Below are 14,314 nucleotides of genomic sequence, written 5' to 3' on the forward strand. Positions count from 1 at the left end.
GGCAGAATGTATTCAGAACAACAGGCAGATTGGAAATAAGCATAGGAAAAAACAAACAATTTTAACATTTAACCACAACAGGACAAATAAACCGATTCTCAATAAAAACTAATATAATTATCTTATAGATTCACTTGAAAATAGGCTAATTTCTTTAAATCTTGCATAAAATGATTTGGATTTTGTATCGTAGATCACTAAAAGAGACAACTAGCAAATAGTTGTCTCTTTTTTTATGCACAAACTTATAGAGTTTTCAAGCCTTTACAGCCTAATATTTGTGCTTCGATTTTCTCAAAAGAAATTCTTAGTCTGTTTGAAATAAACAGTCTTAAAGTGGTCCTATTAGAGAATTAATCGAAACTTAACGATGGTTCGAAATCCCGTAAAGGATATAGTTTTTTTCTATTTTTTAAGAGCGTTATGATAGATTAAAATTTACAAAGTTTGTAGTAATTTCTTATATTGCAAAAATTAACAGGCATTATAAGTATAAAAGCAGATTTATAAGAAGCAATAACTCCACTTTACAAGCATAAAATTTAATTCATGAATATGACGCAAATCGCATCAGAAAAAAGCGGGCAAGAAGTCAACTCTGGGAAAATATTAGATGATCTATTAGAAAAAGGCATCTTGTCGAAATCCGATTTTAATCAAATTTCCAAACACCTGCTGAATGAATTATTGGACATAAACGCTTTTGATGCTGATTTTAATGAATTAACAAAGAGTTATCTTGAAAAAATCAACTTCAGCGAGCTTAAGAAATCAATACCTGGCGAACATAAAATTATGAAAGATGTGCGCAAGGGGAAAATTAAAGAAATAACTAGCGTAATCAGTGACGAAAAATCTTTTCACAAATACATCTGCAGGAAATATTTTAATCTAATAAAAGAACCTAAAGAGGTGCTTTTAGAAACATTCATGGACGCTTCAAATGATCTGAAGAAAATTGATGAGACATTACTGGGTATCCGCAGCAAAATTGAAGATATAAACAAAAATGGTGATGCATTACAGATTCAGGAAAAACTGCCGATATTTTACCACTATAAAGAACTGAACGAGAAAGCGAAGGAAAAGATCATTAATTTTTTAAAGAACGATATTGAAAGATATGCATTGGATAACTCTGTCGACACTTTGTATTTCTTTAAAACATTCGGTGATATTGCTTATTCATACAGATGGAATCCCGATTCTTATATACCACAGCGTCCAGACGCTCTAATCAATAAATTTCCTGAAATGCCCTATCCCGAATTTAAAAAAGTACGCGAATTATATAAAAAAGAGGACGGCAGCGAATTTAATCAGTATCTGGCTGACTATATAACAGAAAACGACATTGTTTTAGCTGTTGGTGATTTGATAGAAAAACATCATCTGCTGGACATGAGAAAAGAAATAATTGATGAGGCTCTTACAATTTATGAAAACGGAAAAAAAATTATGTTTTCCAATACGGTACCTTCAATAATTGAGGGAATTTTCCATGACATATGCATATTGACAGGAAGTGATGATAATATTTTATTAAATGAAGGCTTTCAGCAGAAAGTAAACAGGCTGGAGAAAATTTATGGATGGGAACTTCATTACGAATACTATTCTTTTAAATTTAGGCTGATTAGAAATAAAGTTGCACATGGAAGGCTGGAACCCACAGAAATCAGCAGGACTGCTGATCTACTGCTTTTGGATTTATATCATGCCTGTAAACTTGTGTTCCACACAAAATTAAAGTTTAACCAGAAAAGGTTCGTAATTGAAGAATTTAATAAAGATCTCAATGAACCAAACTATAAATTAATCTTGGAGTATCTTTTAAATTCAGATATCGAAATACCAGTTTTTTACGGCTTGCAGCAGCAGATACAAGTTATGGAAAGTACACTCTCCAGTGATAAATTCTGGGAATATTTAGTGGATGAGCTTGATCAGAAAAGTGAAATAAAAAGACAGGGAATTAATGCAATTGTAAAAAAAATCATTTATAAGATACCTAAAGAGAACAGATGTAAAGAACTGTTCAAAAAAATAGGAAAGATTGAAATTGACCACCATTTAACGGAACTTTATTTTAAATCGCTGACCAAACATTATTATAAAGGGTATTAAATTTATTCTTTTTTTCAGTACCTGTTTAATTCTTATTTCTAAATATTAAATTAATTGTAATGACCGAGTTCGAAAAGACAAAACCTTACGTTTTCATCATTGAAAGTCTTGATTTTGAAGACGAGGAAAAGAAATATTTTGAAGGTGAAATAATATCTAAAATCCTTAATCTTTCGCAGATTGAACACAAATATTATTATATCCGGACCAAAAAGGAATTTGAGTATCTTCTGCAGGAATTTGTGGAACTGAATTACAGATATCTTCACTTATCCTGCCATGGTAGCAAGAACTCAATTTTTACGACTTTAGACGAGATCAGCTTTAAGCAGTTAGCTCTGGTTCTTGGTGACAAATTAGATCGTAAAAGATTGTTTATTTCATCGTGTTCTTCAACTAATTCAGATTTAGCCGATGCAGTGTTGTCAATATCAGACTGTTTTTCAATAATTGGTCCTGATAAGAGTATTTATATGGACGATGCTGCAATTTTCTGGAGCTCTTTTTATCAGGTTATGTTCAAAAAAAATTCAAAAGCTATGAATAGGGAAAACCTGCAGAGCGTTTTAAAAGATCTCAAAAAATTATTCAAAATTCCATTGAGGTATTTTTCAGCATCAAATTCATCTCAAAAAGGCTGGAAAGAAGTTAAAATATAGTTTTTAGCGCAGCTGCAATTATTTTTTAACTGACTTTAAGTTGTACATTTAAACTGTTCCAGCGGCAAGCACTTTTTAACCTATTTTTAATCAAATAAAAAGTAATGCTGTATCCCTAAAAATATTTAAAATACTCTTTCAATCACATTATTTTACTATATTTGACTGATAATCAAATATTTATTATTTAAAAATAATTTACTTGCAGCTCCCCAATTGCGATTAAAGTTTATTTGCATTAACATTTTAATTCCATGAATCCTATTTCAGTTATTAAAGAAGCGATTAAAGAAGTTCCAATTGTTAAATATGCATTAGGAATTGCTGGAGTAGTAGCAGGTATTGCCATTATTAAATCTTTCAATTTAAGTAATAAAGACATACCCTTAATCAGTATTCTGATAATGTTGGGCCTTATGATACTTTTATTTGTATTTGCTTCATTGACTAAGTCGCAAGATAAAATTTTAAAATTTGCTGGATATTTATTAGAGAAATAAATCAGTTATTGACCTCAATCGAGCGACAATTAATGAATTAAATATTTTTATTTATACAGAAAACTAGCAGATCAAATGTCTAACAAAATTTCATTCTGATTAGATTAAAGCACTATGGAAACTCTAATATCCGCACCAAATTTTGATTAGAATAATCTCAAGATTATTTTATAATTTCATCAAAAAATTACTTGTTATATTCCGACAGTGCTAAATTTGATTGTTATAATTATTATAAGAAATACAACATCTTAATAAATTTTAATATATTTTAACGTTTTTTAACGTTTAACCCCTACGATACATACAAACCGCCTTTACATAAAAATTCAAAGAAGTTATCTTACAAATTCAATTGAAAATAAGCCAATTTCTTTAAATCTTGCAGAAAATGGTTTGAAATTTGTATCTTTGAGGTCACTTAAGGAGACAACTAGTTACTAGTTGTCTCTTTTTTTATAAACAAATTTGTAGATTTTTCAAGCCTTTACAACCTGATATTTTATGGTTCGAAATTTCACAAGGAATTCTTAGTCTGTTTAAAGTAAACAGTCTAAAAGTGGCTTTATCTGAGATTTAATCGGAGCTGAACGATGGTTCGAAGTCCCGTTAAGGATATAGTTTTTCTCTCTTTTATTTCATCCTAATATATTGATAACAAATTTAGTAATTCTACTACGGAAAAATCCGTATACATTCCAAAAACAAAAAAACAACTGCTAGAACGTAAAATGCTCACAGTTGTTTTTTAAAGTTTCTTTTGAAGATATTATTTTTTGATCAAATTTTCAAAAGTCAGAACCACAAACTCTCCAATCAACCTGTCCTGTTCTTTTGTTCCTCCGCCTACTCCAATCGCACCAATTACTTTTTCGTCGACAATTAGTGGAAATCCACCCGTTACAACTGTTATTCGGGAATCAGCAGTATTTATGCCATATAGATCTCCTCCATCCGAAACAGCTTTAGCAAGGTCTTCCGTTTTAGTTCTTGCAACAGCTGATGTATACGCTTTACCGGGAACAAGCGTTACACTCAAGGGAAGGGCATTTCCAAACCTTCTAAAAAGACGCATTACACCAGCATCATCTGTAATTGCAAAACTGATCTCTACTCCTAATTCCCTGCTTTTCTGCTGTGCAGTTAGAGATAATTTTTCGCAAATTTCATCTGTCAGACCTTTTCTTACATTTGAATTCTGTCCTGAAGCACTTATTGTGAGTATTAGAAATAATATATTTGCTATTAACAACTTTTTCATGATTCTTTCTTTTATTGTGATATTTGAATTACTGCTCTAAAATGGGTTTTGGCCGCCATCATTTTTTCATAGGCTTGTTGCGCCTTTTCTAAAGGAAACAATTCTATGATAGGGCGAACTCCAGTCAATACACTAAAATTGATTGCATCGGCCATTTCATTTATATCGGTAAAAGTACCTTTCACGCTGTAGGGTCCTTTCAGGAAGTCCATTGCCGACCATTCAATAGGCTCATCTGAAACGGCAGCGATAATAATCTCCCCATCCTTACCAAGTCCATTAATCAATGGAGATATCGCTTTCTTGCTTGGCGCTGTTGCGATAATTACTTTCGCACCCTCCAATCTCTGCAATGCCTCTCCTATTTCCTCTTTTTCAGAATCTATGTAATAATGAGCCCCAAGCTGAACTGCCAGTTTCTCTTTTTCACTGCCTCTGGAAATGGCTGCTACTCTAAATCCCGCTTTACTCGCATATTGGATTGCCAAATGTCCAAGTCCTCCAACTCCAGATACTGCAATTAAGTCTCCCATACGTGCTTTACTATTTCGTAAAGCACTGAATACTGTTTCGCCGGCGCATAAAAGCGGCGCTGCTTCCTCTGGACTTATTTCATTGGGAATAATCACTAATCCATCTTCATAAGCTGCCATGTATTCCGCATAACCGCCGTCAATTGAAAGTGCTGTTGTATGATTATGACCTCCGTGCCACCCAATGCCAACTCTTTGTCCTATTTCCCATTTGGTTACATTACCGCCGACTGCATCTATTACACCAACTACCTCATGTCCTGGTATTCTAGGGTACTCAGATGCCGCACCTTCTATAATTTTTGCGTCGCCTCGGCATACTCCGCATGCTTCTACCCGGATAAGCACCTGATCATCATTAATCGTTGGAATTGGTATTTCAACTAACTGCATCGGTTCTCCTTTCGCCTTAACTTGTATTGCTTTCATAATTAAGCTGTTTTACTTAAACTTTTATAATTGTTTTTACAGCTGCAAAGTTAAATCCCAATAACAAGTAATAAAATACGTGATAAATTTATCACCCACTGATAATTTTTACACTCTTCTATTTTGAGTACCTTTGAAAAATCTTTTAAATATATTCTATTTGTTATGTACGAGCGTAAAATACCAATAAACACAACCTGCGGCGTTGAAGTAGCACAGCTTGTTATTGGCGGAAAATGGAAGTCGTGGCTTATAAGAGCTATAAACACAGGGTCTCACAGACCTGTTGACATACAGCGGGCAATACCAACAGCTACAAAAAGAGTGTTAACACAGCAGCTTAACGAACTTGAAGAGTACGGCGCAGTGTACAAGATAGTATACGCTGAAGTGCCAATGCGCGTAGAGTACTTTCTTACTGAACTGGGAGAATCCTTGATTCCCCTTATTAAAATAATGGATGACTGGGGGCTTAAAAATATAGGAACGGTTTTACATCAGGAAAAGAACCTTAACCCTGAAGAATTAAGCTGAATTGCCTAGTTTCCGGCAGAATTCTGCTTCATTTTCTTGGAAAGGCTGCCCAGCAGTTTTAATTTTTGTCCTAATTCTTCTGTCCATGGCAGTCCGATACACAAACGCATACAGTTTTGAAACTGGTCCTGAAGCGTAAACATTCTGCCTGGAGCAATACTTATTTTATGCTGTAATGCATAATTATACAACTCAGCCGTATCAATTTCTTTTGGAAACTCCACCCATAGTGCAAGACCTCCCTGCGGTCTGCTTATTTTGGTTCCAAATGGGAAATGGTCAGCGATTATAACTGCGTAGTTCTGATAGTTTTCCTGAAGTGTCTTACGGAGCCTGCGAAGATGGTTTTCATATTTTCCCGTCATAAGAAAGTTTCCAACTGCCTCATTAATCAGAGAAGTGGAAGAAACAGAATGAATCAGTTTTAGCCGCAGTATCTGCTCTTTATATTTCCCTGGAGCGACCCAGCCGACACGATACCCCGGAGCAAGTGTTTTAGACACTGAACTACACCATAAGATGTTTCCATCCGTATCAAATGATTTACAGCATTTTGGACGTTTCTGGCTAAAGTGAATATCGCCGTAAGTATCATCTTCAATAAGCGGGATATCATACTGGGAAAAAAGTTCTGCAATCTCTTTTTTACTTTTATCTGGTATGCAGTACCCCAAAGGCGTATTAAAATTCGGAACCAGAAGACAAATATCTATTTTAGGCATTATGCTCTTAAGAACTTCAATATCAATTCCTGTTACAGGATGCGTTGCTATCTCCATAACCTGTAATCCAAGACTTAATGTTAACTGCAGAATTCCCGGATAACACGGGCTTTCTATAGCAATTACATCGCCTGATTTTGTTAAAGCCATAAGGCATAGTGATAAGGCGTTCATGCATCCAGATGTTGTGATTATATCGCCTTCACTTAAATGCCCTTCCCATGCTAATGAACGCGCCGCTATCATCCTTCTAAATTTAAGATTCCCCTGAAGAGGTTCATATTCTGTTCCGCCTTCCCTCAGTTCTCTTGATGCTGAAACAATTTCTTTTTTGAGCTTTGCAAGAGGAAGAAGATTTCCTGAAGGCACGCCAATTGAAAAAAGAGTCAAGTCTGTATTTCCCATATTAGAATAGACTTTGTTTATCAGCTCATTAGGTTCATTACTGCTTAGCGTTAAAAGAGGCTGGCTCGATTCAGGAAGAGGCAGTTTCAGATAGTTTAAAGGACTTACGAAATATCCTGACTACGTTTTTGACTGAACCAGAGATCTTGACTCCAATTCTAAAAATATCCTTTTTACCGTATTAATGCTGACTCCATGTTCTCTGCTTAACATCCGTACTGATGGAAGACGGTCGCCTTCTTTTAATACGCCTGAATGAATTTTTTCAGCAATGTTTTCCGCTATTTCATTATATAAAAAATCTTTCTTCATATTGGAAAAGTAACTGTGTCTATTCAAATATACAAAATTGTTACTGTGTTTGTTTAGCATTCAATATACTTTCGCACAAGCAATTACTTTTTAAAATATGAAAACACATAATTTTGGTGCAGGTCCGGCAGTGCTTCCCGAATCAGTTTACAATGAAACTGCCGACGCACTTAGAAATTTTAATGGAACAAGGCTTTCTCTTCTTGAAATTTCGCACAGATCATCTCACTTCGAAAAAATTATGCAAGAAGCTGAAGAGCTGCTGCGCGATCTGCTTTCGATTAATAAAAATTATACTGTCATGTTTCTTGCCGGCGGAGCAAGCCAGCATTTTGCGCAGATACCTCTCAATTTTTTAGAGAAGAATGATCATGCTGCTTATCTGGATACAGGAGTATGGGCTTCAAATGCTATTAAAGAAGCGCAGTATTATGGAAAAATACATATTGCCGCTTCTGGAAAAGAAGACAGCTACAATTCTATCCCGGAATATATTTCTATTCCGAAAAACTGTGTCTATTTTCATTACACATCAAACAATACAATTTACGGCACAACCCAGTATGAAGTTCCGTTTACCGGCGTACCTGTTATATGCGATATGTCTTCTGATATATTAAGCAGCCTGATCGACGTTGAAAAATTTGATATGATCTATGCAAGTGCGCAGAAAAATGCTGGGCCGGCCGGAGTATCTATTATAATAGTTAAAAACAGTCTGCTTGAAAAAATCACCAAAAAAATTCCGAATGTTTTCAACTACGCAGTTCTGGCGGCACATAAATCAGTTTATAACACTCCTCCTGTTTTTTCCATTTACGGCACCCTCATGAATCTTAGATGGATTAAAGCGCAGGGAGGATTAAATGAAATGGAAAAACGCAATATCGAAAAAAGCAGTATTCTTTACAATGAGATTGACAGAAACAGTCTTTTTTCAGGAAGCGTCACAAACAGTAAGCAGCGCAGCAGAATGAATGTTACATTCTTATTAAATAATCCAGCTTACGAAAATGATTTTCTAAGTTTTACAGCTCGGCGAAATATATGCGGCATCAAGCAATATAAAGGACACGCAGGCTTCCGGGCATCTCTTTACAATGCTCTCCCGCTTGACAGTGTAAAAGAACTTGTGAGAGCAATGCAGGATTATGAGATCCATATTAGAAAACACTTTTAAATGCGGTTAAAGTAATTGACAAAAGAAAACTGCAGCAACAGATAAAAACAATATATTTCATGAATAAAATAAAAGAAAACACAGCCCAGGGCTGGATCAACGGATTTATCGGAGTAGTATTATTCAGCGGCTCGCTTCCGGCTACAAGAGTGGGAGTTTTAGAATTTAATCCCGTGTTTTTCACAGTAGCCAGAGCTGCTATTGCAGGCGTACTTGCGCTTTCTGCTCTACTGATCTGCAGAGAGAAACGCCCGAGCAAAAAACAGATTTTACCCTTAATAATTGTTTCGTTAGGAGTAGTAATTGGTTTTCCACTGCTTACCGCCTTAGCACTTCAGTATATAAACTCGGCACACTCCATTATTTTTGTTGGAATTCTGCCTGTAGCAACAGCCATTTTTGGCATAATCCGAGGAGGCGAACGTCCTAATCCTATTTTTTGGGTTTTCTCGATTTTAGGAAGTCTTTTAGTGGCAGGGTACTCGGCATCTCAGGGAATTTCAACGTCATCTGCAGGCGATCTTCTTATGGTAGCCGCAATAATATTGTGCGGACTTGGTTATGCCGAAGGAGCTAAACTTACTAAAACATTAGGAGGCTGGCAGGTAATTTCATGGGCATTGGTCATCTCTCTGCCTGTAATACTCCCACTCACATTTATTTACATGCCTGATACATTTACCAATATATCTTCAGGAGCCTGGATCAGTCTTGGATATGTTTCTCTTTTCAGCATGTTTATAGCTTTTATATTCTGGTACAAAGGCCTCGCGCAGGGAGGGATTGCGATCATTGGCCAATTGCAGCTGCTGCAGCCGCTTTTTGGTCTTGCGCTGGCAGCTATGCTTCTTCATGAAAAGGTCAGCATCGGTATGCTGATTGTTATTCTCGGAGTAATCCTTTGTGTTGCGGGAACCAAAAAATTTGCCAAATAGAACTTTATAAAATTAAGAGCTTAATAGAATTTTAAACTAAAAAATAAAAAACATGTTTATACCTGATATTTTTAAATTCGAAGACATCACAGAAAAAATTGCCTTTATCAAACAGTACAGTTTTGCTAGTATTATTACAGTGAAAGATGGCCTTCCTATTGCTACCCACCTTCCATTTGCTATTGATGACAGCTCGGAAAAACTAATATTGACTTCTCATTTCGCAGCCGCCAATGAGCAGGCTAAATTTATTGAGGAAAGTATTTCACTTATAATTTTCAGTGAGCCGCACGCCTATATTTCTCCTACACATTATGATAAAATTGAAAGTGTTCCAACTTGGGATTATATAACAGTTCATGCATACGGTAAAGCAAAAATTATCACTGATGAAAATCTTAAATATAAAGCTCTGGAAAAAATGATCATGTCTTACGAACAAAGCTATAAAGAACAATGGGATAATCTTCCCGATAAATTTAAAAAAGGGATGATGAGGGGAATAACTGCTTTTGAGTTTGAAGTTACCGATTTGCAGGGGCAGAAAAAATTAAGCCAGAATAAATCTGAAACAGAAAGACAGAGAATTATACAAAATCTTGAAAAAAATATCAATACAGTAGAAAAAGATTTAGCCAGATTTATTCGAGATAGTATTTAAGTATCATACATGAATCATAAAAATCAAGGAAAAAATTAAAACTATACTTTACATGTAATTTATGTAATTTGGTTTAAATTGCCTAATTCAAACAAGTAAAGAAATTCATATCTTTGATAAAATTCTTAAAAAGGGCAAAAAACTTCTATACTTAGAAACACTACTAGCTTAAAATAGTACCATATTATGAGTAATGAACTGCTAATACTTATTGACCCCCAAAATGACTTTACTAATCTTGATGGATTTTATGCACAGCAGCATCAAACTTCTCAAATAACTAATACCAAACAAAAAATAAACGAACTTCTAAGTTTGTGGAATAAAAATGAGATTGTAGTTATTTATTCTAATTATCAATTTGAACAATTTCAGAAAAACTTGGGAATTGGGATTCCAGATACATTCGGACATAAATTAGATAATGACTTTAGCTTCGAAAATGACTTTACGTATATTTCTAAAAATCAACACAGTGCTTTTACTTCAAAAGATTTTAATGATTTTTTAGATAATACTAATCCCAGCAAATTATTTTTGTGCGGGTATCTCGCAGAATATTGTGTTGAACAAACTGCTATTGATGCATTAAAAAATAATTACAAAGTATGCCTTATTGAAGACTGTATAGGGACTGGGGATGACGTACAGTACAGGAAAGACGAAATGATCTTAAAACTTGGCCAAGACGGGGCAGAAATGACAAACAGCAACGAACTTATTCAACAAAAAAATGATAGGCAGAATTCCCAATAAATATAAAAATGGAGAGCATGCCTTTTTGTCAGCAATATTTGAAGCGATAAGTCTATAAAATCAAGACAAAACAATTGTAAACCGAACTAAATCGTTTTTTTTTTCAGTTTTTGCAGGAAAAAAAAATATTTGTTTTTTTTATAACTAGATTATAACGCTGATTACAATCAAGTTGGTCCTTCAAAAAGTTCTTTCACGATAAAATTTTCGGCTACCCGCCAACATCGTGGAAACACAGGTTTAAAAAAAATAGAAATACAGCAAATACTCAGGTTTCGAGTTTAAGGTTAGAATCCTGCTCTTATTCATATATAATAAATATCTAAAACAATAACTTTCTGATTAGATAAACCTGTTTAAAAACTCGTATATTCTCATCAAATTTTGATTTGAATAATTTCCAGATAATATATAATTTTACTACCAACTAACTCGTTTTATTTAATCAATGTCAAATATTATTTTCAGGAATTTTATAAAAAGCTATTACATCTTGATAAATTTAAATATAAATATGTTTTAACATTTTTTAATGTTTAACCCTTACGATACATACAAACCGCTTTGAAACAAAAAACAAAAATAATTACCTTACAAATTCACTTGAAAATAAGCCAATTTCTTTAAATCGTTCATAAAATGGTTTGTAAATTGTTCAGTAAGGGTCACAAACTTAAAATCCCATTTCTAACGAAATGGGATTTTTTTTTAATTTTGAAACGCAAGGTTTTAATTCAAAAAATGGTTTTATCTTTAAGCCTTTAGAAAATTGATATTCTTTATGGAACAGAAAATACATCAGAGAAAAAACGTAAAACGTTTCAGAGAAATGCTTAATATAAAACAGGAAGCATTAGCTTGAGATTTTTATCAGGTTTAGAATTCTAAGAAGCAAAAAAAATACGCAAAGTATCGGCAACAGACAACAACGATGGATAATTGGGATGTGATTGTATTTGAAACAAAAATTCATTTTTACCAATAAAGATGTCTTCCTTTTCCAAATACTGGGAAAGGTAATTGTAATTCTTTGTCATTGTTTAGGATTATTTTAATTTTTTTTTGAGTAATTTTTCTAAATCTTCGGGACTAATATTCCTTGCAACTATTTTACCTTCGGGGCTAATTAAAAAATTTGATGGGGTAAAAGAAATATATTTTTTTACAGCTTCGCTATTGTCAATACCTCTTTTTTCAATTAAATTTTTCCATTTTAGATCATGTATTTTCAGGAAATTTTGCCATTGTTGCAAATCTTTATCAACAGAAACTGCTAAAATTTCAAAATTCCTGTCTTTATATAAATCATGAATCTTTTGTAATTTAGGAAATGTAGCAATACAGATACTACAATAGGTTGCCCAAAAATCTATAAGATACCATTTCCTTTTTAAAGATACTGTTTTAAATACAGTATTGTTTTCATCAGGCAATTCAAAATCATAAACCATATCGTTTACATTTATGTCGTTTTTATGATACAGTTTTTTTTCTATAATATAAATAGTGCTTTCTCGTTGATTTTTTTTATCTAATTTACTATATATTTTTTTTAATTGATTTTTATCCAAGGTGCTATCCCAACACATTTCCTCTATTAAATTACCCACATAATAATTTTTTGGGTTTTAACTGCCATTGTGTTTAGCTTTCTGTATAACTTTTGATGTTGATCTTTAGCATATAAATTACTAGCAGCAAACCTTTCATAATCGTCCTGTATTAGAGCTGTTTTTGTACCCACAATTGAAGTTGTATGAAAAAAAACTGTCGTATCTCTGTCTTGGATTTCATCATAAAAAGCTAAATTGATTTTAATGTTTTTATTTTCGATAAAAAATTCTTTTTTCATTACACAAGTTTTTCCTTTCAACCAGAAAAATACATTTGTCATGTTACCTGATATATGCCCTTTGAAAGAAAATTTATTATTTTCTAGTAAACAACTATCTTTTTTATCAGCATAAGAAACGTATAAATACCCTTTGTAATTATTTTTTAAAACACCCTTTAATGTAAAATAATCTTGACTATTCTTTTGTGCTTGAATTAGATTAATAAAAAAAAATATGATAATAATATAGGTTTGTTTTTTCATGGGCAATCTTTTTGTAATTAGAATAATTATTGAGGTTTGAATAAAAACGTTTATAAAACTTATTTTTTTTACAGTTTTCTTGTTAAGTATTTGGGTAATATAAAGGTTCTGTCGCATCTGTCAGAATCAAATATAAGAATTTAGGTGATTTAAAAGTTAACCCGCCAACATACCGAATGATTTAAACATAGAGATCCCTGGCCTAATCATCTGATTCTTCCGAAGCAATCACCCCTCTAATTTTCATTATTTCTTCAACATCCCGATAACTTAAAGTAAACCTAAGCTTGAAATAGACTGACTGCAGAATAATAGCCTTTGGATAGCAATAACCTTTCATATTCATTTTTAGATGGGTTTAAAATTCTTAAGATAAAAGTTATTCCCAGATACAACAGAACCTACAGTTTGGATGTCCTGTTCAACTGATTCCGGATCCTATAGATAACTATCACAAAAATGCAAATATTTTGTACTTTTATTTAAAAATATTTGATACTATGTACGACCAGCTTTTTAGCTATATTAACAGATACAGCGAAACTCTTCTTACGCCGGAAGATGAAGCTTTAATTAAAACATCACTGAAACCTGCAAGCTTGAAAAAGAAAGAGCTTTTCCTGAAACAGGGAAATATCTGCCAGTTTACTGGTTTTATACTAAAAGGTGCCATGAGACAGTACAGTGTTGACAGTGCTGGTAATGAGCATATTATTCAACTGGCTCTTGAAAACTGGTGGATGGTAGACCGCGAAAGTTATCTAATGAAGACACCTTCCGTTTACAATATAGATGCATGGGAAGATACCGAACTTCTCGTATTGGAAGCTGATGATCTACAGCGTCTGCTTGAAATACCAACAATTAAGGAAATGTTCTGGAAAATGAACCAGAGCAGTTTTATAGCTTCCCAAAAAAGACTCAATAATTCAATTGCTCTTCCTGCTATGGAAAGATATGAAGAGTTAATCAAAACTTACCCCGATTTCATACAGCGTTTTCCCCAGCATATTATTGCTTCTTATCTTGGTATCAGCAAAGAAACACTGAGCCGGGTTCGAAATAAACGGATTCAAAAATAAAATTAAGATCCTCTTCATGCTTCTAATGTTCTTTATTGACAAATGTCATCGCTTTCTGTTTCAGAGCTGCAATAAATTTGTCTTATAAATCAATAACAAAGATTTTTAAAATTTACAAAA

The 14,314-nt window shown here is 33.4% G+C and carries 13 protein-coding genes and 2 pseudogenes; 10 read left to right on the plus strand and 5 right to left on the minus strand.

Features of this window, described 5'->3' with window-relative positions; translation table 11 throughout:
* The first annotated feature begins 555 nt into the window (after window positions 1-555).
* From ASD98_RS13700 to ASD98_RS13710, 3 genes are all read left to right on the plus strand, one after another.
* The gene (locus ASD98_RS13700) at window positions 556-2,127 is read left to right on the plus strand and encodes a hypothetical protein (protein WP_056205629.1); all 1,572 of its coding nucleotides are present in this window, start codon (window positions 556-558) and stop codon (window positions 2,125-2,127) included.
* A gap of 59 nt (window positions 2,128-2,186) precedes the next feature.
* Window positions 2,187-2,786: a hypothetical protein gene (locus ASD98_RS13705; RefSeq protein WP_056205632.1), complete on the plus strand. Its 600-nt coding sequence runs from the start codon at window positions 2,187-2,189 to the stop codon at window positions 2,784-2,786.
* A 254-nt stretch (window positions 2,787-3,040) separates the two neighbouring features.
* A complete protein-coding gene (locus ASD98_RS13710; protein WP_056205633.1) occupies window positions 3,041-3,286 on the plus strand; it encodes a hypothetical protein in 246 nt (81 codons plus the stop codon).
* Window positions 3,287-4,055: 769 nt separating this feature from the next.
* On the opposite strand, the gene ASD98_RS13715 is transcribed toward ASD98_RS13710, so the two are convergent.
* Complete coding sequence (locus ASD98_RS13715) at window positions 4,056-4,547, minus strand: heme-binding protein (protein WP_056205635.1); 492 nt, start codon at window positions 4,545-4,547, stop codon at window positions 4,056-4,058.
* Between the two features lie 11 nt (window positions 4,548-4,558).
* The gene (locus tag ASD98_RS13720) at window positions 4,559-5,428 is read right to left on the minus strand and encodes a zinc-binding dehydrogenase (RefSeq protein WP_242412115.1); all 870 of its coding nucleotides are present in this window, start codon (window positions 5,426-5,428) and stop codon (window positions 4,559-4,561) included.
* Between the two features lie 246 nt (window positions 5,429-5,674).
* Here ASD98_RS13720 and ASD98_RS13725 point away from each other — a divergent pair, with 246 nt between their 5' ends.
* Window positions 5,675-6,043: a helix-turn-helix domain-containing protein gene (locus tag ASD98_RS13725; protein ID WP_056205637.1), complete on the plus strand. Its 369-nt coding sequence runs from the start codon at window positions 5,675-5,677 to the stop codon at window positions 6,041-6,043.
* Window positions 6,044-6,048: 5 nt separating this feature from the next.
* On the opposite strand, the pseudogene ASD98_RS13730 reads toward ASD98_RS13725, so the two are convergent.
* A pseudogene (locus ASD98_RS13730) lies at window positions 6,049-7,482 on the minus strand (PLP-dependent aminotransferase family protein).
* A 97-nt stretch (window positions 7,483-7,579) separates the two neighbouring features.
* Here ASD98_RS13730 and serC point away from each other — a divergent pair.
* The 5 genes and pseudogenes from serC to ASD98_RS24405 form a co-directional block, all read left to right on the plus strand.
* Complete coding sequence (gene serC / locus ASD98_RS13735) at window positions 7,580-8,662, plus strand: 3-phosphoserine/phosphohydroxythreonine transaminase (RefSeq protein ID WP_056205639.1); 1,083 nt, start codon at window positions 7,580-7,582, stop codon at window positions 8,660-8,662.
* A 59-nt stretch (window positions 8,663-8,721) separates the two neighbouring features.
* The gene (locus ASD98_RS13740; RefSeq protein ID WP_056205641.1) at window positions 8,722-9,597 is read left to right on the plus strand and encodes a DMT family transporter; all 876 of its coding nucleotides are present in this window, start codon (window positions 8,722-8,724) and stop codon (window positions 9,595-9,597) included.
* Window positions 9,598-9,649: 52 nt separating this feature from the next.
* Window positions 9,650-10,258, plus strand: coding sequence for an FMN-binding negative transcriptional regulator (locus ASD98_RS13745; protein ID WP_056205643.1), 609 nt, complete (start codon window positions 9,650-9,652; stop codon window positions 10,256-10,258).
* A gap of 186 nt (window positions 10,259-10,444) precedes the next feature.
* Window positions 10,445-11,014, plus strand: a complete 570-nt coding sequence (locus ASD98_RS13750) for an isochorismatase family cysteine hydrolase (RefSeq protein ID WP_056205644.1) — start codon at window positions 10,445-10,447, stop codon at window positions 11,012-11,014.
* A gap of 781 nt (window positions 11,015-11,795) precedes the next feature.
* Window positions 11,796-11,873 (plus strand): annotated as a pseudogene (locus ASD98_RS24405) (XRE family transcriptional regulator); the annotation flags it as partial.
* Between the two features lie 187 nt (window positions 11,874-12,060).
* On the opposite strand, the gene ASD98_RS13755 reads toward ASD98_RS24405, so the two are convergent.
* Entirely contained in the window at window positions 12,061-12,624 is a 564-nt protein-coding gene (locus ASD98_RS13755; RefSeq protein WP_128414842.1) for a TlpA disulfide reductase family protein, read from the minus strand.
* The gene (locus ASD98_RS13760) at window positions 12,612-13,112 is read right to left on the minus strand and encodes a DUF4369 domain-containing protein (RefSeq protein ID WP_157849155.1); all 501 of its coding nucleotides are present in this window, start codon (window positions 13,110-13,112) and stop codon (window positions 12,612-12,614) included. The genes ASD98_RS13755 and ASD98_RS13760 overlap by 13 nt, the downstream gene beginning before the upstream one ends.
* A gap of 500 nt (window positions 13,113-13,612) precedes the next feature.
* On the opposite strand from ASD98_RS13760, the gene ASD98_RS13770 reads away from it, so the two are divergent.
* Window positions 13,613-14,194 carry a Crp/Fnr family transcriptional regulator gene (locus tag ASD98_RS13770; RefSeq protein WP_056205652.1) on the plus strand — a complete coding sequence of 194 codons (582 nt, stop codon included), beginning with the start codon at window positions 13,613-13,615 and terminating at the stop codon, window positions 14,192-14,194.
* The last annotated feature ends 120 nt before the right edge of the window (window positions 14,195-14,314 follow it).

The organism is Flavobacterium sp. Root186, from assembly GCF_001428525.1.
Taxonomy (GTDB): domain Bacteria; phylum Bacteroidota; class Bacteroidia; order Flavobacteriales; family Flavobacteriaceae; genus Flavobacterium.